The 22133-nt window shown below is 45.7% G+C and carries 19 protein-coding genes and 3 pseudogenes; 11 read left to right on the top strand and 11 right to left on the bottom strand.

All coding sequences use genetic code 11. From position 1 onward, the window contains the following. Nucleotides 1-278 precede the first annotated feature (278 nt). Both BZJ21_RS11220 and BZJ21_RS11225 read right to left on the bottom strand, forming a co-directional pair. Nucleotides 279-1388 carry a methyl-accepting chemotaxis protein gene (locus BZJ21_RS11220; RefSeq protein WP_077669816.1) on the bottom strand — a complete coding sequence of 370 codons (1110 nt, stop codon included), beginning with the start codon at nucleotides 1386-1388 and terminating at the stop codon, nucleotides 279-281. Between the two features lie 63 nt (nucleotides 1389-1451). Beyond that, nucleotides 1452-3692 (bottom strand): nitric-oxide reductase large subunit, encoded by a 2241-nt coding sequence (locus tag BZJ21_RS11225; protein WP_077661622.1) that lies wholly within the window; start codon nucleotides 3690-3692, stop codon nucleotides 1452-1454. A gap of 349 nt (nucleotides 3693-4041) precedes the next feature. On the opposite strand from BZJ21_RS11225, the gene BZJ21_RS11230 reads away from it, so the two are divergent. From BZJ21_RS11230 to nrdD, 4 genes are all read left to right on the top strand, one after another. Then, nucleotides 4042-4221 (top strand): hypothetical protein, encoded by a 180-nt coding sequence (locus BZJ21_RS11230; RefSeq protein WP_201788219.1) that lies wholly within the window; start codon nucleotides 4042-4044, stop codon nucleotides 4219-4221. A 55-nt stretch (nucleotides 4222-4276) separates the two neighbouring features. Next, nucleotides 4277-5194, top strand: a complete 918-nt coding sequence (locus tag BZJ21_RS11235) for an IS5 family transposase (RefSeq protein ID WP_077669817.1) — start codon at nucleotides 4277-4279, stop codon at nucleotides 5192-5194. 100 nt (nucleotides 5195-5294) lie between these two features. Further along, complete coding sequence (locus BZJ21_RS11240; protein ID WP_201788220.1) at nucleotides 5295-5576, top strand: hypothetical protein; 282 nt, start codon at nucleotides 5295-5297, stop codon at nucleotides 5574-5576. 2 nt (nucleotides 5577-5578) lie between these two features. Then, nucleotides 5579-7417, top strand: a complete 1839-nt coding sequence (gene nrdD / locus BZJ21_RS11245; protein ID WP_077661623.1) for an anaerobic ribonucleoside-triphosphate reductase — start codon at nucleotides 5579-5581, stop codon at nucleotides 7415-7417. Nucleotides 7418-7683: 266 nt separating this feature from the next. Here nrdD and BZJ21_RS11250 read toward each other — a convergent pair whose 3' ends face one another. From BZJ21_RS11250 to ubiT, 5 genes and pseudogenes are all read right to left on the bottom strand, one after another. Continuing rightward, nucleotides 7684-9450, bottom strand: coding sequence for a putative bifunctional diguanylate cyclase/phosphodiesterase (locus tag BZJ21_RS11250; protein WP_236719554.1), 1767 nt, complete (start codon nucleotides 9448-9450; stop codon nucleotides 7684-7686). A 47-nt stretch (nucleotides 9451-9497) separates the two neighbouring features. Further along, a pseudogene (locus BZJ21_RS16870) lies at nucleotides 9498-9578 on the bottom strand (hypothetical protein); the annotation flags it as partial. A 396-nt stretch (nucleotides 9579-9974) separates the two neighbouring features. Then, complete coding sequence (locus BZJ21_RS11255) at nucleotides 9975-11186, bottom strand: cytochrome P450 (protein WP_077669818.1); 1212 nt, start codon at nucleotides 11184-11186, stop codon at nucleotides 9975-9977. A 44-nt stretch (nucleotides 11187-11230) separates the two neighbouring features. Then, nucleotides 11231-12592, bottom strand: a complete 1362-nt coding sequence (hemN, locus tag BZJ21_RS11260; RefSeq protein WP_021022547.1) for an oxygen-independent coproporphyrinogen III oxidase — start codon at nucleotides 12590-12592, stop codon at nucleotides 11231-11233. A 33-nt stretch (nucleotides 12593-12625) separates the two neighbouring features. Further along, nucleotides 12626-13123, bottom strand: a complete 498-nt coding sequence (gene ubiT, locus BZJ21_RS11265; protein WP_077669819.1) for a ubiquinone anaerobic biosynthesis accessory factor UbiT — start codon at nucleotides 13121-13123, stop codon at nucleotides 12626-12628. 93 nt (nucleotides 13124-13216) lie between these two features. On the opposite strand from ubiT, the gene ubiU reads away from it, so the two are divergent. From ubiU to BZJ21_RS11285, 4 genes are all read left to right on the top strand, one after another. Then, a complete protein-coding gene (gene ubiU / locus BZJ21_RS11270; protein WP_077669820.1) occupies nucleotides 13217-14209 on the top strand; it encodes a ubiquinone anaerobic biosynthesis protein UbiU in 993 nt (330 codons plus the stop codon). A 4-nt stretch (nucleotides 14210-14213) separates the two neighbouring features. Then, a complete protein-coding gene (locus tag BZJ21_RS11275; RefSeq protein ID WP_077669821.1) occupies nucleotides 14214-15086 on the top strand; it encodes a U32 family peptidase in 873 nt (290 codons plus the stop codon). Between the two features lie 31 nt (nucleotides 15087-15117). Further along, complete coding sequence (mog, locus tag BZJ21_RS11280) at nucleotides 15118-15654, top strand: molybdopterin adenylyltransferase (RefSeq protein ID WP_077669822.1); 537 nt, start codon at nucleotides 15118-15120, stop codon at nucleotides 15652-15654. Nucleotides 15655-16279: 625 nt separating this feature from the next. Next, nucleotides 16280-17485 carry an NnrS family protein gene (locus tag BZJ21_RS11285; RefSeq protein ID WP_236719555.1) on the top strand — a complete coding sequence of 402 codons (1206 nt, stop codon included), beginning with the start codon at nucleotides 16280-16282 and terminating at the stop codon, nucleotides 17483-17485. A gap of 261 nt (nucleotides 17486-17746) precedes the next feature. On the opposite strand, the pseudogene BZJ21_RS11290 reads toward BZJ21_RS11285, so the two are convergent. The 3 genes and pseudogenes from BZJ21_RS11290 to norR form a co-directional block, all read right to left on the bottom strand. Further along, a pseudogene (locus tag BZJ21_RS11290) lies at nucleotides 17747-18042 on the bottom strand (HesA/MoeB/ThiF family protein). Next, nucleotides 18039-18443: a YbaN family protein gene (locus tag BZJ21_RS11295; RefSeq protein WP_077669825.1), complete on the bottom strand. Its 405-nt coding sequence runs from the start codon at nucleotides 18441-18443 to the stop codon at nucleotides 18039-18041. Before BZJ21_RS11295 ends, BZJ21_RS11290 begins: the two are co-directional and overlap by 4 nt. After that, complete coding sequence (gene norR / locus BZJ21_RS11300) at nucleotides 18443-19978, bottom strand: nitric oxide reductase transcriptional regulator NorR (RefSeq protein WP_077669826.1); 1536 nt, start codon at nucleotides 19976-19978, stop codon at nucleotides 18443-18445. The genes BZJ21_RS11295 and norR overlap by 1 nt, the downstream gene beginning before the upstream one ends. 183 nt (nucleotides 19979-20161) lie before the next feature. On the opposite strand from norR, the gene BZJ21_RS11305 reads away from it, so the two are divergent. Further along, nucleotides 20162-20701 (top strand): hemerythrin domain-containing protein, encoded by a 540-nt coding sequence (locus BZJ21_RS11305; RefSeq protein ID WP_069363067.1) that lies wholly within the window; start codon nucleotides 20162-20164, stop codon nucleotides 20699-20701. A gap of 89 nt (nucleotides 20702-20790) precedes the next feature. Here the strand turns inward: BZJ21_RS11305 and BZJ21_RS16675 are convergent. Then, nucleotides 20791-20961 (bottom strand): annotated as a pseudogene (locus tag BZJ21_RS16675) (transposase family protein); the annotation flags it as partial. Between the two features lie 340 nt (nucleotides 20962-21301). Between BZJ21_RS16675 and BZJ21_RS11310 the strand changes: the two are divergent. Both BZJ21_RS11310 and BZJ21_RS11315 read left to right on the top strand, forming a co-directional pair. Continuing rightward, nucleotides 21302-21574: a hypothetical protein gene (locus tag BZJ21_RS11310; RefSeq protein WP_077669827.1), complete on the top strand. Its 273-nt coding sequence runs from the start codon at nucleotides 21302-21304 to the stop codon at nucleotides 21572-21574. Nucleotides 21575-21817: 243 nt separating this feature from the next. Then, nucleotides 21818-22123 (top strand): PTS sugar transporter subunit IIB, encoded by a 306-nt coding sequence (locus tag BZJ21_RS11315; RefSeq protein WP_021022536.1) that lies wholly within the window; start codon nucleotides 21818-21820, stop codon nucleotides 22121-22123. Nucleotides 22124-22133: the final 10 nt, after the last annotated feature.

The raw sequence follows: 22133 nt of genomic DNA on the forward strand, positions 1-22133 counted from the left end.
GTTCAAGCTTCTGCTGTTTGGTTAAAGTCACTTTCATAGGTAGGAATCATGATCCTGTTTCTACGTAAAATCAAGCATCTTCAATGATCACGGGTATATATATTGGACATGAAACTGTTCTTAGCCAAGAATAACTATTGTAGGACGGCTATAATTCACTAAGAAATATTCTAATAAAATAAAATCTTACCAATCTTATTGTTTAAAATCAAAGAGAGTGTATTCGCGAATAACGTCCAGTAACTGATACATCGCGGTTTTGGTATCGGGTTTGCGGCTCATACATCCTCCAGTAAACTCTCCGACATTGTGCGAATATGCTGACTCACCTCGCGGTTGTATTGCTCCATTTTCTCAAGCTCTTGCTGAGCTAGGCCGTGGTCGTCTTCTTTTATGGCGTCGATAACTGCTTGTGCACAGACGTGAACTCGGTCGTGAGGCGCTTCAATGGCCTGATAACTTGAATGCGCTTTAAAACGCTCGCGAAATAATTCCGAGTAATACCATCGACCAATGCCACATTCGTCAGAATCAACAACATTGCAGTCAATCGCATTTAATGTGCCCAAATACACACGGTATACGTCCATGCGCAATTGCATTTCTTCAATGTTGGCTAGCTCAATTTGCGCCAGTAACGCACTGTTAGAAATACTGCCGCCCAGTTGCTTAATGTGCGTATTTTCTTCGGCCAACGACGCTAAATATTGCTTTGTCGACTCAATATTTTCACGTGTGGTGTACATGGCTTCAACACTCAAAGAGTGACTTGAATCAACACCTTGTACAATTTGTCCCACTTTGTCGTTAATGCGATCGGTCAATTCGGTGGTGCGCTGAGAAAGCGCTCTAACCTCGTTAGCAACCACAGTAAAACCACGTCCATGCTCGCCGGCACGTGCAGCCTCGATATTGGCATTCAGACTCAACAAGTTAGTGGTTTCAGCGACACCGCGGACATCGCCACTGGTTTGTTCAATTTCCTGAGTATGGCCCTTTAACGCTGCGATACTCTCGGAAGTTGACTCAATATCACCGACAATCGACGACAAATCCCCTACTACTGCAGACATAGTGGACTCACCTGACTGATTATTTTGGTCAATAGTGAGAATGGTTTCCCGTTCGCGTTGTAGCAAGTTACTGAGTTGCGAAAAGGTGTTTTGGTAACCGGATAATGATTCTGTGAAGTTCTCAATGAAAGACAAGCGTTGCTGGTAGTCAGCGAGCTCTTTCTGCTGCTGGGAGATGGTTTTATTAGCTGATTCAAGTTGACCTAACAGGGTGCTGTTTTCTGACTCGAGCTGTTCAATACGTTGTCGTAACTGTGACTGGGTTGACGAGCATTGATTGCTGCGGACGTATCCTAGTTTTTCGATTAACTGCATGGGATCTCCAAAAAGGAAAACCAAGCCTCCACATAAAATCGTACAAGCTTGGTTTATTAAGAGCTAAGCAGATTTATGGCGTAAACCTTTAATGACCTGCCAAGTGATAGCGAATGCACCCACGATGAAGACCATGTCACCGACAGTACGGAACCAACGCAGGTTCTGCAACAGTGGTTGTTGCATGAAGGCTTCGCTTCGTGCGTACCATAAACCTTCAGTTGCAGCGGCGTAGAACTGAATGAAACCGACTGGCAGCAAGCTGGTGAAGAGCATTAGCGCTAAGCCAATGTTCATTGTCCAGAAAGCCATTTTCATCAGCTTTTCGTCGAACTGCAGATTAGGGCGAATGTAGCGCAGTATCAGCAATACAAAGCCCAATGCCAGGAATCCGTAAACACCAAACAGTGCTGCGTGTGCGTGAGTAGGCGTAGTGTTGAGACCTTGTACATAGTACAGCGAGATAGGCGGGTTGATCATGAAGCCTAATACGCCGGCACCCAACATGTTCCAGAACGCAACGGCTACGAAGCACAGTAGTGGCCATTTAAGGCGTTGCATCCAGTCTGCACGTTTTTGCAGGCTGTAGTTTTCCCAGGCTTCATAGCCCAGCACAATTAGCGGTACCACTTCTAGCGCTGAGAAAGTAGCGCCCACCGCCATAACCGGTGTGGTTGTGCCTGAGAAGTACAAGTGGTGGAAGGTACCCGGTACACCACCAAGCATGAACAATGATGCTGACGCTAGTGCAGCAACGGTTGCCATGCGGCGAGAGACCAAGCCCATGCTGTGGAAAATGAACGCCAGAGAGGCAGTAGCAAATACTTCGAAGAAGCCTTCTACCCACAGGTGAACAATCCACCAGCGCCAGTATTCCATGATAGAAATGTGAGTGCGCTCGCCGTAGAAGAAGCCGGCACCGTAGAACAGGCCAATGGCAACGACTGAGGCGGTGAATAATGCCAGTAAGTTCTTGTCACCTTTCTCTTTGAAGGCGCCAACAACACAGCGCATCATTAGCACAAGCCAGAAGACGATGCCGAGGAACTTACCAATTTGCCATAAGCGACCTAAGTCGACGTACTCATAGCCCTGGTGACCTAACCAGAAGTTCAAGTGTTCAGGCATGATTTGCGCAATGGCTAACCAGTTACCGATAAAGGTACCTGCGACGACCAGCACCAGCGCCCAGAACAAGACGTCTACGCCAAGTTTTTGGTACTTAGGATCTTTGCCGCCGTTAATAATCGGCGCCAGGAATAAACCTGCGGCTAAGAACCCGGTAGCAATCCAGAACATGGCGGCCTGAATGTGCCAGGTACGAGTCAGTGAGTAGGGGAACCACTCAGAGATATTAATGCCGTAGAACTCTTGCCCTTCAACAGTATAGTGAGCCGTTAAACCACCCAGAAGTACCTGGAACGCGAACAGCGCAACCACAATAAACAGATATTTGCCCAAGGCTTTCTGTGATGGAGTTAGCTTAACCTTCGAGATAGGGTCATGCTCTGGCGCAACCAGCTCTTCTTCCTCTTTGTCGCGTAAGAATGCCCACGCCCAAATTAGGAAGCCAATACCGGCAATTAAGAGAATGACACTGACAATAGACCAAATGATGTTTTCTGCGCTAGGCACGTTGTCTATCAGTGTTTCGTGTGGCCAGTTGTTGGTATAAGTGATTTCGGCATCAGGACGCTCAGTAGCAGCTGCCCATGCGGTCCAGAAGAAGAAGTCATTCATTTGCGCACGGCGCTCAGCTGAAGGCAGTGTGTTTTCCTTCATGGCGTAGCTGATGCGGGTAGGGCGCAACTCAGGGTCGTCACTGAATAGCTTCGAGTAGTACTCACCAGTTTGTTCAATAGCCTGAATACGACGTTCGCTTAAAATAACCGTATTAGACGACTTGTCGTACGTATTAGTGCGGTACTCTTCTTTCAGTTCATATTCGAGCTGGTTTTGTTGAACACCGTCCAGCTCGTCATACGACTTGCCGAAAACTTCCTGTGCCCGAATGTCTAACCAGGCCAGCAGTTCACGGTGCAGCCAGTCGGCTGTCCAGTCAGGCGCTTGATACGCACCATGACCCCAAATAGAGCCTAACTGCATACCGCCCACAGACTGCCACGCGGTTTGTCCGTCAAGAACCGACTCTTCGGTTGCAATGACATTACCGTCGGTACTCATGAACTTATCCGGAATAGGCGGTGCCTCCCGGTAAACTTCCGTTCCAAAATACCCTAAAACACTAAAAGTAATTGCAAGAACACCGATTAGTGTCCACCAAAGCTTACGATACCCAGCCATTGTTGACCCCCTTGATACCACTGAACCACATCATGGGTTGTTACTCCCTCAGATAAGAATGAATATTGATGTTGATATCATTGTTTTTATGATCAAAGCAAATTCAGTGCCAATATTTAATCATTTGATTTTATTGTGAAATTATCCCTTATGGTTTTTATGACTCAAAAGTAAAGGGTTTTTTTAACCTTATTGGTAAAAAAAACTTAAAAGGTATTTTATACCCTGCACCAGAGGTGTTTAACGTGTTTTTTGAAGTTGATCAATGCACAGCGTTTTATGTCATCTATGCTATCAAGGCACAATATGTAGTGCTATATTTGAATTTGATCTCTAGATATGGTTTTTTATGGCAGGCTATCCGCAACAGCTACATTACAGCTCTGAACAGATTGTTTGGCAGGAAGTGCCGGGTGAAGTGGCATTAGCTTACACCATCACCGGATGCCCGGTCGGGTGTAAAGGTTGTCATAGTGTGGACAGTTGGCCAGTCGGCAGCGGTTTAGGGCGTTGTTTCCTAAATCATTGAACTTATCACTCTAGCTGCGATCAGATCATCAAAGCCTCAAAACAGGTCTCAGATGATGAGCAAAGCCAAGTACAAAATCAGCAACTGGAAGCAATACAATCAAGCATTGATTAACCGTGGTTCGATTACCTTTTGGGTTGATGACGCCGCTATCCAGACTTGGCACTGCAAAGAGCATCATGGCAAACGAGGCAGAGGCTTTACGTTTACCGATGGTGCCATTGAAATGGCCCTAATGATAAAAGGCATTTTCAAGCTTCCTTTACGCGCCCTGCAAGGCTTTCTCGACTCGATATTTGGTCTGATGGACGTACCGCTAAAATCGCCGTCATACAGTTGTATCAGCAAACGAGCAAAGACGGTTGAGGTTAACTACCGATTACCCAGTCGTGGGCCCGTTGCTCACGTCGTCATTGATGCCACCGGTTTAAAAGTGTTCGGCGAGGGAGAGTGGAAAATGCGCAAGCATGGCAAGGAAAAACGCCGTGTTTGGCGAAAGCTGCATCTCGCGATTGACGACAGTACACATGAAGTGATTTCTGCCGTCGTTAGCTTAGCGTCTGTCGGCGACAATGAAGCTCTACCGACGCTGCTCAACCCATTACGCCGAAAAATCGCCCAAGTCAGTGCTGACGGCGCTTATGATACCAAGGCATGCCATCAAGTGCTCAGGAGAAAAGGCATCAAACCGACCATTCCACCGCGCAGCAATGCGGGTTACTGGGAGGACGGCCATCCTCGCAATGCAGCGGTCAGCGCATTGAAATCCGGTGACTTGGAAGACTGGAAACAAGAAGAGGGTTATCACCAACGCTCTCTGTCAGAAACTGGGATGTATCGATACAAAAAATTACTCAGTCCACAACTGACACTGCGTGATTACAATGCACAAGTTGGCGAAGCATTGGTCAACGTGAAAGCGATGAACAAAGTCATAAGACTTGGTATGCCTGTTAGTTACCGAGTTGACTGATGGGAGTAATCCCATTGGGATCAGTGCGTTAGATGAATGATTTGATCAACAACGCCGCGGTTTAGCGTTGACCGAAGACTACTTACAGGAGCGCTTAACTATGTACACAGGGCTCATTACGTGCGTGTTGTTTCTGGGCGGTGAATGGCAACCAGAAGCGCTGATAAAACACTTAAAACGAGTTCGCGCAGAAGGGCTGGAAACCTGCCTTTATACAGGTTACGAGGATGTCTCTTTGCGCATCAGGGAGCAGTTGACGTACTTAAAAACCGGGCCATGGATAGCCGAAAAGGGCGGTTTAGACAGCCCCCATACCAACCAAAAATTTTATGATTTAAGAACAAAGCAGCTACTGAACTGCAAGTTTCTGACAGGAGAATAATTATGTTGCGTTTAAACGACGACCAGGTTTCAGAAAAAGTAGACTTTATTGCGGATTACCTGAACGCACAGAATGCGGCGGACGGTTCGAAAATGGACGCCAACGCGAACGTTACTCAGAAAAATATCGCGACCTTAGAAGCTGAGCTGATGAAAGACTTCTTCGTACAGGTTAACCGCAAGCAGGTTAGTAACAAAATTGCGGCGTTGTTCGACGACAACTTAGCGAAAGAATACGTACGTCAAATAGAAAATCATGAAATTTACGTGCACGATGAGACCAGTCTGAAGCCATATTGCGTGTCAGTGACTATGTATCCGTTTTTAATGGACGGCTTGACGAAACTCGGTGGTGAGTCGCTGGCGCCTAAACATTTAGAGTCGTTTTGTGGCTCCTTTGTGAATTTTGTTTTTGCGGTTAGCTCGCAATACGCTGGCGCTGTGGCAACCGTTGAGTTCTTAACTTACTTCGACTATTTCGCGCGTAAAGACTACGGTGATGACTACTTAAACACGCACCGCAAGCAAATCGAAAATCACTTACAGCACGTTGTGTATGCGATTAATCAACCTGCGGCTGCACGCGGTTATCAAAGTGTGTTCTGGAACATTTCTGTGTACGACAAGCACTATTTCGATAGCATGTTTGGCGACTTCGTATTTCCGAGAGACTTTAGTAAACCTAAGTGGGAAACCGTCAGTGCTTTGCAGGACTTCTTCTTAGACTGGTTCAATAAAGAGCGTGAAAAGTCTATTTTGACCTTCCCAGTTGTGACCGTTGCCATGTTAACGGAAGACGGCGCTTGTAAAGATCAGGTCTTCGCGAAAAAAATGGCGGCTGAATTGGCCAACGGTAATTCGTTCTTTGTGTATTTGTCAGACAATGCCGACTCACTTGCGTCCTGTTGCCGTCTGCGCTCGGAAATTAGCGACAATACCTTCTCTTACACCCTGGGGGCCGGCGGTGTTGCGACAGGCTCTATCAATGTCATTACCATTAATATGAACCGTCTAGTGCAGGACGGTCGTGACTTAGAAGAGGAAATTAGCAAAATTCATAAGTATCAAGTGGCTTACCGCAAGCTGATGGAGGAGTACAAAGAAGTGGGTATGCTGACAGTCTATGACGCTGGTTTTATTAGTCTGGACAAACAATTCCTGACCATTGGCATTAACGGCATGGTCGAAGCCGCGGAATCTCAAGGCATTAGAGCAAGCAATAACCCAGAGTATAAGAGCTTTGTCAAACGTCACCTGAAGGTTATTTATGACGCCAATAAAGCCGCCAAAGCGGAATACGGTTATATGTTTAATACCGAGTTTGTGCCTGCAGAAAACTTAGGTGTTAAGAATGCAAAATGGGACAAAGCCGACGGTTATAAAGTATCGCGCGAGTGCTACAACTCGTACTTCTATGTCGTTGAGGACGATGAAACCAATGCCTTAGATAAATTCGTTATGCACGGTAAAGAACTGGTGGAGTATTTAGACGGCGGCTCCGCACTACACCTAAACCTCGATGAAAAACTGAACACCACGGGTTACTTGTCGTTGCTGAATATCGCTGCGAAAACCGGCTGTAACTACTTCTGCATTAACGTCAAAATCACTATTTGTAACGAGTGTGAACACATCGATAAACGCACATTAAGTGAATGCTCAAGCTGCCACTCCAATAACATTGATTACGGCACTCGAGTTATTGGTTACCTTAAGCGTGTTTCTGCGTTCAGCGCTGGGCGTCGTAAAGAGCACACAGCTCGTCATTACCATCGCGACGAGGCGACGCAGACAATCAACTGTGCGGCACAGGCTAATATAGGGCTGCGTAAGGCAAGTTAAGTTGACACGTCCATCTGTAAATAAAGAGGGAGTTAAACTCCTTCTTTGCATTTATGACACTATGTTAGCTTTCCCTTCTGAAAGTTTGTGAGAAGAAGTGAAACAGTTACTTTCTTAACCAGAGATCGCGCAGGGACCAGGACGAGGTTTTAAGCGACTGGCTGGTGTAGTGAGGGATGTTCGTTTAATCGATGGCGTGAAATAAATGGAGACTGCGCAATAGGCTAGTGCATGATCTCGATACACCATCTTTGCCAATAGCTCACTTATTTTTTGTGTCCTTGAGTCCATTGCAGGAATGGCTTCCAACTGGCGAGCCACTGCGGAAGTCTTTCTGGCTGCAAAGGTGGCGACATAGCGTAACCCTGGGCGTGAAAACATCCGAGTTCGAGCAGAAGCTCACCTTGTTCAATTGTTTCTACACCTTCAGCGATAACCTTTTTATCAAATGCTTCTGCCAATGCAATTATGCCTTCTAGAATCGATATATTTTCCCTTCTTTCATCAGCACCGCTCACAAACTCTTTGTCAATTTTTATTGTCTGAACAGGTAATTGTTTTAAATAAGCCAAAGATGAGTAGCCCGTACCAAAGTCGTCAAGAGAGAACGTTACTCCCATGCTCCGACATTCGTTAATCACCAACACCGAGGATTGAAGATCGCCCAACGTGGCGGTCTCTAGTATTTCAAGATCAAATCGCGACGGATCGACTTCCGGAAAACGATCGAACGATTGCTGAAGTTCGTCTGAGAAGGCTGGAGATTGAAGATGAAGAGCAGCCACATTAACACTCATAGTTAGGTTCAACCCCTTTTGATCCCACTTGTGCATCTGCTGCAGCGATTCTTCAATAACCCATCTACCAATGTCCACAATAAGGGGATGATTTTCGATTTCTGATAGAAAATACGCTGGAGATAACAATCCTTTTTCTGGATGCTTCCAACGGATGAGCGCCTCAACGCCTAGAACGGAACCTGTTCTTAGGTTTACTTTCGGTTGATAGACCAACTGAAATTGTTTTACCTTCAGAGCTTCACGGATTTCCGTGAGTAACCGTTGGCGTGATTGATGAGCTTTTTTCTGGTTTGCATCCATTAACAGCCAGCTACCCTTCGCTTCCTGTTTAGCGTTAAAAAGCGTTTGATCTGCGAACCTCAGGAGTGCGTCTACATCAGATCCATCTTTAAATTCATTTGCAGAGAAAAGGAAAATCCCCGCTGTAAAACGGATTGATATTGTTTTATCATTAAAAACAACCGGATGCTTGCAGTTTTCTTGTACAACTTGCAAAACAGGCTCCGCTTGGTACCCATTTGGCAGGAGAGCAGCGAACTGATCACCAGATATTCTGGCAACGGTAGCACCTGGAGGCAAAACATCGAGCCAGCGTTGTGAAAAAACCCATAGCACATGATCTCCTGCATCCTCTCCAAACTGTTTGTTAGTTTCTTTAAAATTGTCTAGGTTCAGTGATATTATGGAAACTTGGTCTGTTGATCTGATCGTGTCTCGCATCTCGCGAATACAGCGAACGAGACCATTTCGGTTCCACAAGCCGGTTAGAGAATCTGAATACGCCAAGAACTCTAATTGTTTTTGATGATCAACTGCTTGCTTGTCTAAGGCTTTTAGTAGTTGATCCTGTTGTAACTGATGCAATTCATCTTCGGCTTGCTTTCTGGCCGTTTTTTCGCGTATTAATTGAATAGTGTTGGCTGATAACTTCCCGTAAATCTCTAATAATGCGGAAACAAGCACTGATGCTGATCCATTTAATTGCATATCTGCATACGTTTTTGCGGCGTAGAGATCCATGCCATCGTCCATCGCCTGAATTGTTAATGCTAGGCGGCGATCCGATTCCAATATGTGGAAGACTAGCCAACGGGTAATAAAGTTAAACAAATTTGCCAACACTGCTTCGTGCCGTTCAGTGGTTTGACGTAACTTTCTGATTTTGTGAAAAAAAGTTTGGTGAGCATCATGGTGATTCTTGTGTCTTTTGACTGACCAAAATGTTTTTTCCAAACGTTTTCCTCGTACTCAAAGTGATACTTGGCATAATCTTCAAGCTCGTCCAGTATTGTAGCGCTGTTCACGTCTGAATTTATCGAAGAGAATTGCGAGGCCAGGCGATTTACGATATCGACAAGCATACGGTGTTGATTATCAATATCGTCCAATCCGGTCTCGAAATTCTGACTCCATGGGAAAATTTCGAATTCAAGTTTTTTTTCATTCCAAATCACAGCCACGTTGCACCCACACTCAGTCTTAATTACTCCGATTAATAGTAGTTCAAATATTTCTTGGACGTGGACTTCGTCGCCATGATCCTGTAAAACTCGGATAAGACGATATTGCTCTTCGATAACTTCCCTGATTTCCTGAGAGCCTGTGATGGTCTATATGCCAACCTAACTCATAGACTCCATGCTATCGGGTAGTTAATGGGCCACTACATTGGCATTTTTTAAGACTTATACAACTTGTTGAGTGTTTCGGGATATCCGCTCCAAAGTTGAAGAGATTTCTTCTGTCGCGGCAGTTATTTACTTTATCTGTTCTTGCTGCTGCTTTATCTGTATTGAGTTTTGATTTGCTGTAGAGCTTTTCTCTTCGGTAGCCGTTACTTTAATTATAAGATTATTGAACCCGCCAGACGGGTAATTGGCTCGCTTAGGTTCACCGGTTACCTCGAACGCCTCGAAGTGTTTTAGTAATTCTTCAGTGAATATACGAAGTTCCATTCTGGCTAGCGGTGCGCCGGGGCAAACATGTATGCCACGCCCGTAGAGTAGGTTTTTAGCTTTGTTTTGTTCGGGGTTAAATGTATTGGCTTTGCCGAATACAGACTCATCACGATTGGCCGAGGCCCAGAGCACGGTCACTTTTTCGCCCTTTTTGACAGGGCAGCCGGATATTTCTGTGTCTTTGACTGCGCGACGGCGGTTTGAAATAAGTGGAGGGTCAATGCGGAGTATTTCGTCTATGGCACCGTCGGTACTTAAGTTGCCGTTGCGTATTTGCTCTACAACAAGAGGATTTTCTGCGAAGAAGTAGAAAATACTGCTAATGGCTGCAGCAATGGTGCCAACTTCGCCAGCGGTCCAGTTGCGTAAAATGCTGACAATTTCCGCTTCGTGAAGGTGGCGCGTTTCGCCATTCACTGTGACTGTTTCATGCATTAGGCGGCATGTATTGTCGTCTTTGGCTGAGCCTGATTGTCTGCGAACCTCGAGCTGTTCATGAATCAATGCTTCAAACTCATCTGCCTTTTGCTTTAACGTTGCTCTATCGTTATTCACAATGGCCTGCTGGTTGGCTTCAAGCCATTCGTCTAGTGTTCCTGTTAGCGATTCTGGCCAACCGAGAAAGGCGCACTGAATATGTAATGCAAAAGGCTTTGCGATTTTACTGACCACATCCAATGCCGTATTCGGTGTCATTTTGCTAACAATATTCTGAGCAATTTGCCGACAAGTCGACTCAAAATTCGGTAAGCGATCAGCCTTAAAGTACGGCTCAATCACTTCTCGAAAAATACCATGCTCCGGTGGATCCATGCCGTTTGGAACCGACAAGTGGGAGCCTGCTGCATTGCTGAACGTTTCATGATCTTCGATAACCGAGCGGACATCGCTATGCGTTAGTACCGCATGACCTAACATCTCGCTTTGGGCAACAAGACACTTTTGCCTAAGCTCATCAAGTGACGCAATTTGATCCTGCTGTTCGGAAGGCTCCCAATGACAATTTTTCATACAATCTCCTGATTAATCGTACAAGGCAATCTGGCCTTTTCATATTAAACCACTTTGGAGTAGCGATTTTGACCGTGATTTAGGTACTCATCGAAACAGGCACAAATGCTGCGTACCCAGAGGCGGCCTATTTCTGTGACGCGGAGTTTTTTGTCGGATACGTCGACCAAGCCGTCTTCAATAAACGGTTTCAATAGCGGTATGGCTTCAGCAAAGTGTGCCCAGAAATCGTCGATATTCCACTCGGCTTTAAAAATTTCTATATCGATCTCAAAGTGGCATATGACTTGTGAAATAAGTGCTGCCCGCACTTTGTCTTCGTCGTTCAATGCCATGCCTTTAACAATGGGCTTTTGTCCGTCATCTATTATTTTGTAGTAAGCTGGTAGCTCTTTTTCATGCTGCCATAGCACACCGTTAACCTGGCTAATAGAGGACACGCCCAAGCCTAGTAATGCGTCCTGACCGTCTGTGGTGTAACCCTGGAAGTTACGCTGTAAGCGACCTTCGCGTTGGGCAATGGCTAAGCCGTCGTCTTTTTTAGCAAAGTGATCCATGCCAATAAACTGATAGCCCGCGTCGTTGAGCTGAGTAATGGCTTGTTCGAGCAAGCTTAACTTAACTGACGGCTGTGGAATGGACTCTTCCGATATTTTCTTCTGCCCAGCGAAGCGCTGTGGTAAATGCGCGTAGCTAAATACGGAAATACGATCGGGGCTCATTTCAATGACCTGCTCTATCGACTTCTTAAAGGTTTCCGGGCGCTGGTACGGCAGGCCATAAATTAAGTCGAGGTTAATTGAGTCAAAGCCCAGTTCTTTGCTGAGTTTTAACTGATGTGCAATAAGATCGACATCCTGCACGCGGTTAATGGCAATTTGTACTTTCTTATCAAAGTCCTGTACGCCATAACTGACACGGTTAAATCCAAGATCACGCAGATGATACAGTTTCTCATCGCTGCAACTGCGCGGATCTATTTCAATGCTCACCTCTGGGTTTTCGGCAAAGGTAAAATGTTGATGAATCGAGTTCATCAGTCGTGTCAGTTGTTTCTCGGTCAAAAAGGTAGGCGTTCCCCCGCCTAAGTGAATTTGACGAATTTTCTTGTTTTTAACTAATGGCTGATACATCGCCATTTCTTGTGCGAGGTAGTCTAAGTATTTGTCTGCTTTATGCTGGTGGCGGGTAATAATCTTGTTACAGCCACAGTAATAGCAGAGTTTATGACAAAATGGTAAGTGTAGATATAAGCACAGTTCATCGCCGGTCGTCTTCAGTGCATTGGCGATGCGATCTTGAGAAAACTGTTCAGACAACATTAATGCCGTCGGATATGATGTGTATCTGGGGCCGTTAATATTGTATTTTTCGATTAACTTCTTATCCCAAATGATTGTGCTCATAACTACCTATTGACGTGCTTCAAAATAGCTTAACTAATTGAGAGGTATTGTTTCACTTTTCTCTTTGTAAATAAAATCACTAAAACGATCACCGATTAAATAAATAACCTTTGGTAGCTTTTGGTGTACCTCGATAGTGTCTAAAAAATTTTTGAGATGTAACCCTAATTCGGTATTTCCTTTTACCATTAATTTTCGATTGAAAAATAACGTATCAGGGTCAACCTTGTTGTAGATCAATAAAATAAGCGCATCACCGGTTGCTGATAGCGTTACGTCAGGTTCCTGAGGCCCTCTGAGTGATTTTATTTCTTCGTTTTTAAGAGTAAAAAACATAGAAAAATCAATGTCTTTGACATGAATCTCAATGATTCTTTCAGCGATAAAACCAAGCTCTCCTTTTATTTTCTCCTCTTTAAATAACTGGTTTAAAACCTTTTCTATGCTGAAGTTTACAATTGGATCTGGGATTGAGTTTTTAATTGGCTGGATTATTTTAGGTATGGCATCTACCCATTTGTTGGTACTCATAATTCGCTCCTCGTGAAATAACAAAAAAGATGTTATCAATACTATAATGAATAAACAAATTGCGCACCACAAAACAACTAAATAGAGGTTTGAATGGAATTGCTTTGTCCGGCTGGAAGTATTCCGGCATTAAAAGCGGCTATCGAAAATGGTGCCGATGCGGTTTACGTTGGTTTGAAAGATGAAACCAACGCGAGAAACTTTGTGGGCCTTAATTTGGACCAACTGAAGCTGTCAGAAGCGGCTGATTATGTGCATCGACACGGTAAAAAGCTGCATGTTGCTATCAACACGTTCGCGCATGCCAACAGCTGGGAGAAGTGGCGCCAGGCGGTCGATGATGCCGTTCTGGCTGGCGCAGACGTACTGATTATTGCCGATCTGGCTGTGTTGGCTTATGCCGCCGAACGCTACCCGAAAGTAGAAACGCACTTATCGGTGCAGGCGTCGGCGACCAATGCCGGGGCAATTCGTTTTTATCAACAATACGGTGTGAAACGAGTGGTACTGCCTCGTGTACTATCGATGCAACAAGTCCGTGCACTTGCGCGAACAACGAACGTTGAACTCGAAGTTTTTGCGTTCGGAAGTTTGTGCATTATGGCGGAAGGGCGCTGCTACCTAAGCTCATACCTGACCGGCGAGTCGCCCAATACCGCGGGTGCCTGCTCGCCTGCTGCTTTTGTTGAGTGGGACGAGCAAGACAACAAACTGGAGTCACGGTTAAACGGCGTGCTGATAGACCGTTTTGCTGAAAACGAAAAAGCGGGCTATCCGACGCTCTGTAAAGGACGCTTCTCCGTCGACGACGAGGTCTATAATGTTCTGGAAGAGCCCACGAGTTTGAACACCTTGAGCCTACTACCGCAGTTACACAAAGAGGGCATTACCTCACTCAAAATAGAAGGCCGTCAGCGCAGTCCTGCCTATGTCTCACAAATTACCCGAGTCTGGCGCCAGGCTATTGATGCCGTAATGGCCGACCCTGATGGTTTTGAGGTTGTTGACAACTGGAACTCGGTTCTTGCATCGCTCTCAGAGGGTAGTCAAACCACGCTCGGTGCGTATCATCGGAAATGGAAGTAATGATATGAAATTTTCTCTAGGGCCGATTCTTTACTTTTGGCCAAAAAAACAAGTCATGGATTTTTACCGCGAAGCCGCTGACTCTAACGTCGAGCATGTGTATTTGGGTGAAACCGTGTGTAGTAAACGCCGCGAGCTTAAGCTTGACGATTACCTTGAAATTGCACACATGCTCAGGGAAGCCGGTAAGAAAGTGACGCTATCAACTATGACGTTGCTGGAAGCCCCGGCCGAGTTGCGGGAGCTGGGTAAATATTGTGACAACGGCGAATTTGAGGTCGAAGCCAACGATGTCAGCGCTATTAGTCTGTTACAGGAGCAAGGACTGAACTTCACTGCTGGGTCGGCCATTAACATCTACAATCACCAAAGCCTGCGTCGTTTAATTGATATGGGCATGAACCGTTGGGTAGCACCTTTTGAGCTGTCGCGTGACTGGTTGCAGGATATTTTGCAGCAAAAGGTCATTGAAAGCGTGCGTGACTGCTTCGATGTTGAGGTATTCTCGTTTGGGCATATGCCGCTTGCCTGGTCGGGTCGCTGTTTTACTGCGCGATCTGAAAACCGCCCGAAAGATCAGTGTGAGCTGTGCTGCATCAAGTACCCCGAAGGGCGTGAAGTGAAAAGCCAGGAAGGACAGCAAGTGTTTATACTTAACGGTATTCAAACCCAATCGGGGTCTCGTTATAACCTGATAAACCAGCTTCCGAGTATGCAGGGGTTAGTGGATATCGTCCGTATTAGTCCGCAACCACAAGGCACTTTTGACTGGCTAGATCGTTTCCGTAACAATGTTGATGGCGATCATCCCGTAAAATTGGGCAGCAAAGAAAGTAACGGCTATTGGTTACAGCTTGCCGGGTTACTGACGGCATAAATACACGGAATTGAGAGACAAAAGGACAATTATGTCAGACGATATCGCACGTATTGGAATTGTAACGGTCAGCGACCGCGCCAGTCGAGGGCAATATGAGGATGTCTCAGGTCCAGCCATTGAAGCGACATTAAAAGACTACTTAACGTCTTCGTGGCAGCCGGTGTATCGGGTTATTGAAGATGAACAATCGCTGATTGAACAGACCATAAAAGACTTAGTCGACAAAGAAGGCTGTTGTCTGGTGGTGACCACCGGTGGTACTGGCCCGGCTAAACGCGATGTCACTCCCGAGGCAACTGAGGCAGTTTGTGACCGCATGATGCCGGGCTTTGGGGAGCTGATGCGACAAGAATCGTTAAAGTACGTACCAACCGCCATTCTCTCTCGCCAAACTGCGGGTTTACGCGGCTCATCGCTAATTATCAACTTACCTGGTAAGCCAAAAGCCATTCGTCAGTGCTTAGATGCTGTATTCCCGGCAGTGCCTTATTGTATTGACTTGATGGAAGGTCTTTATTTGGAATGTAACGAAACGGTGATTAAGCCCTTCCGTCCTAAAAAATAAGAGCTACAGTGATTTCTGGTGTATGAGCCAAAAAGAATGCGGTGTGAGTTGTTGATTGGTATCACCAGATCAACAACCTCAGCTTTTTAGAGAAGGTTTTAGCCGCAGACATATCGGCGATGATTGATAAATGAACACTCATGTGCTCGCCTTGGGTTGCCATGCGCAAGCCAAATTGAGTATCGATTAGATTAAAGTATTCCTTAACCTGAATGCCGATACTTGGAAAGATGGTTCAAACCGTAAAACAGAGTGTAGACGCCAGTGTTGATAACACCAGCGAGTAATTGCGTTGGCCACCTGTTGCTGATAGGGGGCATCGAAGACCTCCAGTTATATCCGTTTAAGTCAGATACCTAAACTTTACTGTGAGTTTCGATAAAATGCTTTATTATCAGTTATCTATATTCACTTTGCAAAGTTAACGCTACCCAAAAATAGGCATAGCAAAATCAAAGCGCAAAGATTGTTTTTTAGCAGTTAGCTATTCTTTTAGAGGTGGTTTCGCGAACACGATAAACCGGCAAATCAACTAAGGATACTAACTTATTTTCGGCGTTAGAACGCTATTTTTTTACGTTTAAAACATATATTATAAATACCTCTTTAAAGTGTTCAGGTGACTATGATGCAGATCACAAACCGAGAGAAAGAAGATCACATAACGCCGATACTCAGACAAGCATTTCGTCCTCTGTTCTTGCTAGGCGCACTATTCAGTGCTGTGGCAATTCTGCTTTGGGGCTTTGCGCTGGCGGGGAAGGTGAGCTTGCCGGTGTACGGAAATATTATGTTCTGGCACAGCCATGAAATGATTTTCGGTTTTGTAGTTGCCATTGTGCTGGGCTTTTTGCTCACTGCAGTGCAGAACTGGACGGGACTGCGCGCGCCGCATGGTAATACCTTGCTAGTGGTGACGGTGCTATGGAGTGCGGCACGATTATTATTGTTGTTTGGTGAAAACTTGCCGTGGTGGCTTGTGGCGGCGGTGGACGTCAGTGTTCTGCCTGTTGCTGCATTCTTGTTTGGCATAATGGTGCTAAAAATTAACCAAACCAGAAACCTGTTTTTTGTCCCCATTCTGCTGTTATTAACGGTGTGTAATCTATTGATGCACTACGGGTTACATTTTGGTCATTACAACATCCAAGTACTGGGAGCTTATAACGCTGTATTCCTAGTGACGTTGCTAATGGCTATTATCGGCGGGCGTGTTCTGCCAATGTTTACGGCCAACGGCACCATGACAAAGAAAGTTCAGGCATTGCCCTGGCTGGATAAAATGGCGCTGGGCAGCTTATGGCTAATATTCGCGGTGCACTTTTTTAACCTGCATATGCGGTTGCCTAGTCAGGTTATGGTTGTGTTGTTCGCTTTTTGTGCCATCACAACAGCCGTCCGTGTTGTGCGTTGGAAAATTTGGATAACCTGGCGGGTGCCGCTGTTGTGGTCGCTGCATATTGCTTACTGGTTCATTCCCATCGGTTTAGCGTTATTTGCACTTCGCTATGCCGGTATTGAAATTACTCAGAGTGTAGCCATGCACGCACTGACCGCTGGCGCTATGGGTAACATGATTTTAAGCATGATAGCTCGGGTGTCGTTAGGGCATAGCGGGCGCCCGCTTCAGGCTAAACCTATTATGTGGGGCGCATTTTTATTGGTAGCTATTGCGGCAGTGACTCGCGTATTCCTTATTTGGTTTATGCCAGAGCTGACTAGCCAGTGGTTAATGCTGAGCACGTTAGCCTGGGCTATTGCGTACAGCATTTACGTGGTCGTTTACTTCAAAGTATTGATCACGCCGAGAGCGGACGGTAACCCGGGCTAAGCGTTGGAGCAATGAGAGCAGTTAGGGTGTTTTAGTCGATTCATCCGCTGCTATTCGCTGTGCAATACGTCAAAGAGTAACAATGATGAATAAAGCGGCTGATCTATGTTGGCCGCTATTTTTATGGCTCTACGGCTTGGATCGTGCCAATAACCCCCATTAGCGGCGACAACACTCCGGCTTCGGTTGCTGCTCGCCAAAAAACTGACTTAAGCACCCATAACACGCGCTCTCATTTTGCATTGAAAAACTGGTTACTTGTTATACCAAGGGCGTTTTGTGTAGCAGACAGGTTTTATTCACAGCGTTGCGTGTTTCCAAATTATCGCAGTAATCGACAACCAGGGTTTCAGCGCTGACTAATAGCTCCAGCGTGCCTTCCTCAACTCGCGTATTAATCGTTTGAATGCGTTTTTCGCTATTAAGCTATGCTTAGTCGCTTCGACTTTTAGTTCACCTATCCAGTGCTCTGAAAATCGTACCTGACGCTGAAGGTTGTGGCGGTCAATAGTATCGTCATCGACCAATGTCAGCTCAGTGGGCAGGGTTTTATTCATAACGACTTCTCTGACGGTGCAGGTACGGACTCAGGGCGACTGGCTAACCAAGCACCCACAGTGACCAATACCACGCCGACAATTATCTTTAGCCAAACCGGCACTTGTGGCACGAATAACCATAAAATGGCGCAACCACTGACCATCATCACCAGTGCAATGACTTTAGAACGGCGCTTTACCACACGGTTATCGCGCCAGGCTCGAATATCAGGTCCGTACTGTGGATGGTTGACCAACCAGGTTTCTAAGCGGGGCCAGCCTTTGCTGGCTGCCCATAACGCGGCAATAAGAAAAGGTACGGTGGGTATAACGGGCAAAGCGATACCAATAAGCCCCAGTAAAACAAAGAAAGCAGCCAAAGAGCGCCATAGTATTTTCATTAAAAGCGCTCGGGTCATTACTTCATTCCTAATCGGGCGGCCATTTTATGTAAATTACTGGAGTCGAGCTTGAGCTCTTTAGCAGCTCTACTCCAACTGTCATCGTTACGCTTAAGTGCCGCTTCTATCATTTTACGCTGTGTATATTGTACCGCTTCTTTCATCGACAAACTCTGGATCGGTAAGTTCGCGTCATTGCTTTGAGTGCCCGAGTCTGTCACCGAAGGCAATCGCACGTCTAAGTCGAGCACTTCAGGCTCAATGCTGGCAATGTCATTTTTGTCGATGCCATGGCTCAATAGTTTAATAGCGGCCCGACTAATGACATGCTCCAGTTCGCGAACGTTACCTGGCCACTGATACTGTTGAATTGCCAACTCAGCTTCGGGCGACAAGCGAATGGCGCGTAAGCCTAGCCGAGCCCGGTTCAGCTCCAAAAAATGACCGGCCAGAATGGAAACATCGTCATCACGTTCACGTAGTGGTGGTATCGGCAGTGGATACACGGACAGGCGATGGTACAAGTCGGCACGGAAGGTTTCGTTACTGACTTGCTGTTTAAGGTTTCGATTGGTCGCGGCAATAATGCGTACATCCACTTTGCGGTATTTGTCTGAGCCGAGGCGTTGAATTTCACCGTTTTGCAGTACGCGTAGTAGTTTGGCTTGTATGGAAAGCGGTAACTCGCCAACTTCATCTAAAAACAGGGTGCCACCATTAGCCGCGTCGAAACGCCCGGATCGATCACTGCTTGCGCCCGAGAAAGCGCCTTTTACGTGACCAAAGAGTTCACTTTCCGCTAAGGACTCGGGTAATGCGGCACAGTTTACGTATATCAATGGCTTGCCGCTGCGTTGCGACAGTCGGTGTAATTCCCGCGCGAATAGTTCTTTACCGACCCCGGTTTCGCCCAGTAGCAATACGGGCAAATCGGCACCGGCTACGATCCGAAGCTCTTTTAAGACCGCATGAATGGCTTTGCTTTCACCAATAATTTCTGACTCATTGGCGTCGGTGGTACTGCTGTGTTCGACTGATTGCTTTTGCCCTTGCCGCAGTGCACGGACGTTCTGCTCTAACTGACCAATGCGAATAGCAGTTTCTACAAATAAGCTAAATTTTTGTAATTCAATAATGGAATCATCAGTGAATGTGCCGGGCTCTAATGCGTCAAGTGTTAGCACGCCCCAGCATTTGCTCTCCAAATACAAACTAATGCCCATGCAGTCATGCACGGGTAATGCCTCGCCTGGTTGGTTAGCCATTAAACCATCGTACGGATCAGGAAGAGCTGAGTCATGTTCGAAACGAACGGCTGAACGTGACGATATTAGGACCGCCAAACGTGGATGCTGCGCTAACACAAAGCGACGGCCCAAAGCTTCGCGCACGAGTCCCTTGACGGCAATAGGTTGTAGTACTTCGTTCTCGAGTTTCAATAGTGCGACTGCGCCACAGTTAAAATGACGTCGCAACGTACTGACGAGATTCTGCAATCGTACAGCTGTAGGTTGCTCTGTTAACAAATCGGCTAAAACACTTTCTTGTAGCATAGTTAAATCCACTATATTGGTAAAAACTACCCTAATTGTTAGGGTTGATACTACCGTGGGGTTTCTGAATGTCAATAATTACAATTGGATAGAAGTTGGCGCACTTGTTGCACTGTTACTTAGGAATTCATGTTTCATCCGGGAGTAGTTCCTGGAGTTGCGGATTAAGTTAAGGAGTTTAGCATGAGTGATTTACAGCAAAGGTTGGCGGATAGCGAAGCCAAATGGCAACAAGCAACAGCGCAGGAATTAATCGAGCACATTTATTTACGTTTCCATCAACGCCATCGTGAGCAATTACCAGAACTTAAGCAACTGGCAATGAAAGTGGAAGACGTGCATGGTGACCACGAACTCGCACCACGCGGTTTAGCGGAGCATCTGGACGCTATGTTGCAGGAATTGGAAAGTCATATGATGAAAGAAGAACAAATTCTTTTCCCAATGCTGTCGCGCGGTGTGTATCCAAGTGGTCCTATTTCTGTCATGGAAGAAGAACACGTGCAGCACGAAGCCGAGTTGGTGAAAATTAATCGGTTAACCAACAATCTGACACTACCGGAAGGCGCATGTGGTACTTGGACAGCTCTGTACAATGGTTTAAAAGAGTTACAGGATGATTTGCACGAGCATATTCACCTGGAGAACAACATACTTTTTACTGAAAAACAGGCAGCAGCGTCAGAGCACGGTAAAAACTTCTGTTGTGGTTCGTGTCAGTAACTAATCTGAAGTGACAAGGGTCGAATGCAAATGCGAATATTCTGTATTTGATCCTGTTTTAAGCTATTTTAGCGCTTTCATTAGAGAAGGTGTTTAGGGATGTATTCTTGAATCTCGTACCATCCTCTCGACCTCGAAATAACCGCGCATAATGAGGAAAAAAGCAGGCCGAATAGCGGGTAGGTTATCTTGGCACTCTAGCGATTATCATCAACGGCGCTGAAGTAGTCTTTACATGTATCGATGTCCACGGTATCCATCCCGAACCATTTTAGAATCGGCCTATATGACCACAGCCAGAAGTGATCGTTAAACCGATTCTTCTTTGGTTAAAAAAATATTCGCGAGCTCGCCTTGGATGCCATCACCTTGATGACTGCAGCTATGATCGCTCTTAATGAGACTAAAAAACGCAAAGACACCTTAATTTATCATGATATTCATTTAACCGAACAAGCTCAAAAGTGTAGGTCCTCGTTTCCGTACTCGGAGTCGAAATCAATAACAAAGAGGTTGAGATTGTCTTTCAACCGCAATATCGCTTGGCGTCGGGCTAGCTAACTGGCTTAGAAGTTTTGGCGAGATGGACCCAGAAAACCTATGGTGGTGCAATCTGGTACATTTATTCCTCTCGCAGAAAAGCAAGTCTTCTTGCGAAGACCTAACGGCGCTTGTACTCGAAAAAGCCGCCAAGTAGTTACACATAGTGGTCTGTTGGGAAATGTCATTCAGCGTGTGTCGGTGAATATTTCTGCGGTTGAGTATAACCGAAAGAGTGCGATTCAGCGTATTGATTATTACTTACAATTGAACCCAGAATTCGTGCGTTACTTATGCCTAGAAATAACCGAAACCGCGGCGCTATCGGTTTAATGTATAGCGTCAGTGCATAGTTGTTTTACCTTATCCTCTCTCCCTATATCTACCCGTTCCGAATTCTTCGTTCAACCCATACAGAGCCTCCCGGCAATGTGATCAAAACCACAATGACTCACTTGATGTAACCGGTTTCTGTGATCCTCGTCTTCAACTTTGAAACCGGTTACTGAAACCGGTTTCTTTTTTGGATAGATTAGGGCTATTGGTTAAGTAACTTGAATGTCAAGAGGTATGAAAATGGTAAAAATTCTTCTTTGTTGTGCAGCGGGAATGTCAACCAGCATGGTGGTCAAGAAAATGGAACAGGCGGCGAAGAGCCAAGGCATAGAAGCTGATATTCAAGCAGTTGGTTTGGATGAGTTTGAAAATATGCTTCCCAAGTTCGATATCTGCTTACTGGGACCGCAAGTGAAATATAAAGAGGCAGATTTTTCCGCAAGCGCAGCTAAACAAGACAAAAAAGTAAAAGTCATTAACTCCATGGATTATGGAATGATGAATGGTGAAAAAATCCTCAATGATACGTTAGTAGAGCTAGGTTAGGGGGCTCATA

Source organism: Salinivibrio costicola subsp. alcaliphilus (assembly GCF_001996185.1).
Lineage (GTDB): Bacteria > Pseudomonadota > Gammaproteobacteria > Enterobacterales > Vibrionaceae > Salinivibrio > Salinivibrio costicola.

Coding starts and splice junctions, on each gene's coding strand:
- BZJ21_RS11220 (WP_077669816.1), bottom strand. CDS start 1,388: ATGCAGTTAATCGAAAAACTAGGATACGTCCGCAGCAATCAATGCTCG.
- BZJ21_RS11225 (WP_077661622.1), bottom strand. CDS start 3,692: ATGGCTGGGTATCGTAAGCTTTGGTGGACACTAATCGGTGTTCTTGCA.
- BZJ21_RS11230 (WP_201788219.1), top strand. CDS start 4,042: ATGGCAGGCTATCCGCAACAGCTACATTACAGCTCTGAACAGATTGTT.
- BZJ21_RS11235 (WP_077669817.1), top strand. CDS start 4,277: ATGAGCAAAGCCAAGTACAAAATCAGCAACTGGAAGCAATACAATCAA.
- BZJ21_RS11240 (WP_201788220.1), top strand. CDS start 5,295: ATGTACACAGGGCTCATTACGTGCGTGTTGTTTCTGGGCGGTGAATGG.
- nrdD (WP_077661623.1), top strand. CDS start 5,579: ATGTTGCGTTTAAACGACGACCAGGTTTCAGAAAAAGTAGACTTTATT.
- BZJ21_RS11255 (WP_077669818.1), bottom strand. CDS start 11,186: ATGAAAAATTGTCATTGGGAGCCTTCCGAACAGCAGGATCAAATTGCG.
- hemN (WP_021022547.1), bottom strand. CDS start 12,592: ATGAGCACAATCATTTGGGATAAGAAGTTAATCGAAAAATACAATATT.
- ubiT (WP_077669819.1), bottom strand. CDS start 13,123: ATGAGTACCAACAAATGGGTAGATGCCATACCTAAAATAATCCAGCCA.
- ubiU (WP_077669820.1), top strand. CDS start 13,217: ATGGAATTGCTTTGTCCGGCTGGAAGTATTCCGGCATTAAAAGCGGCT.
- BZJ21_RS11275 (WP_077669821.1), top strand. CDS start 14,214: ATGAAATTTTCTCTAGGGCCGATTCTTTACTTTTGGCCAAAAAAACAA.
- mog (WP_077669822.1), top strand. CDS start 15,118: ATGTCAGACGATATCGCACGTATTGGAATTGTAACGGTCAGCGACCGC.
- BZJ21_RS11285 (WP_236719555.1), top strand. CDS start 16,280: ATGATGCAGATCACAAACCGAGAGAAAGAAGATCACATAACGCCGATA.
- BZJ21_RS11295 (WP_077669825.1), bottom strand. CDS start 18,443: ATGACCCGAGCGCTTTTAATGAAAATACTATGGCGCTCTTTGGCTGCT.
- norR (WP_077669826.1), bottom strand. CDS start 19,978: ATGCTACAAGAAAGTGTTTTAGCCGATTTGTTAACAGAGCAACCTACA.
- BZJ21_RS11305 (WP_069363067.1), top strand. CDS start 20,162: ATGAGTGATTTACAGCAAAGGTTGGCGGATAGCGAAGCCAAATGGCAA.
- BZJ21_RS11310 (WP_077669827.1), top strand. CDS start 21,302: ATGGTGGTGCAATCTGGTACATTTATTCCTCTCGCAGAAAAGCAAGTC.
- BZJ21_RS11315 (WP_021022536.1), top strand. CDS start 21,818: ATGGTAAAAATTCTTCTTTGTTGTGCAGCGGGAATGTCAACCAGCATG.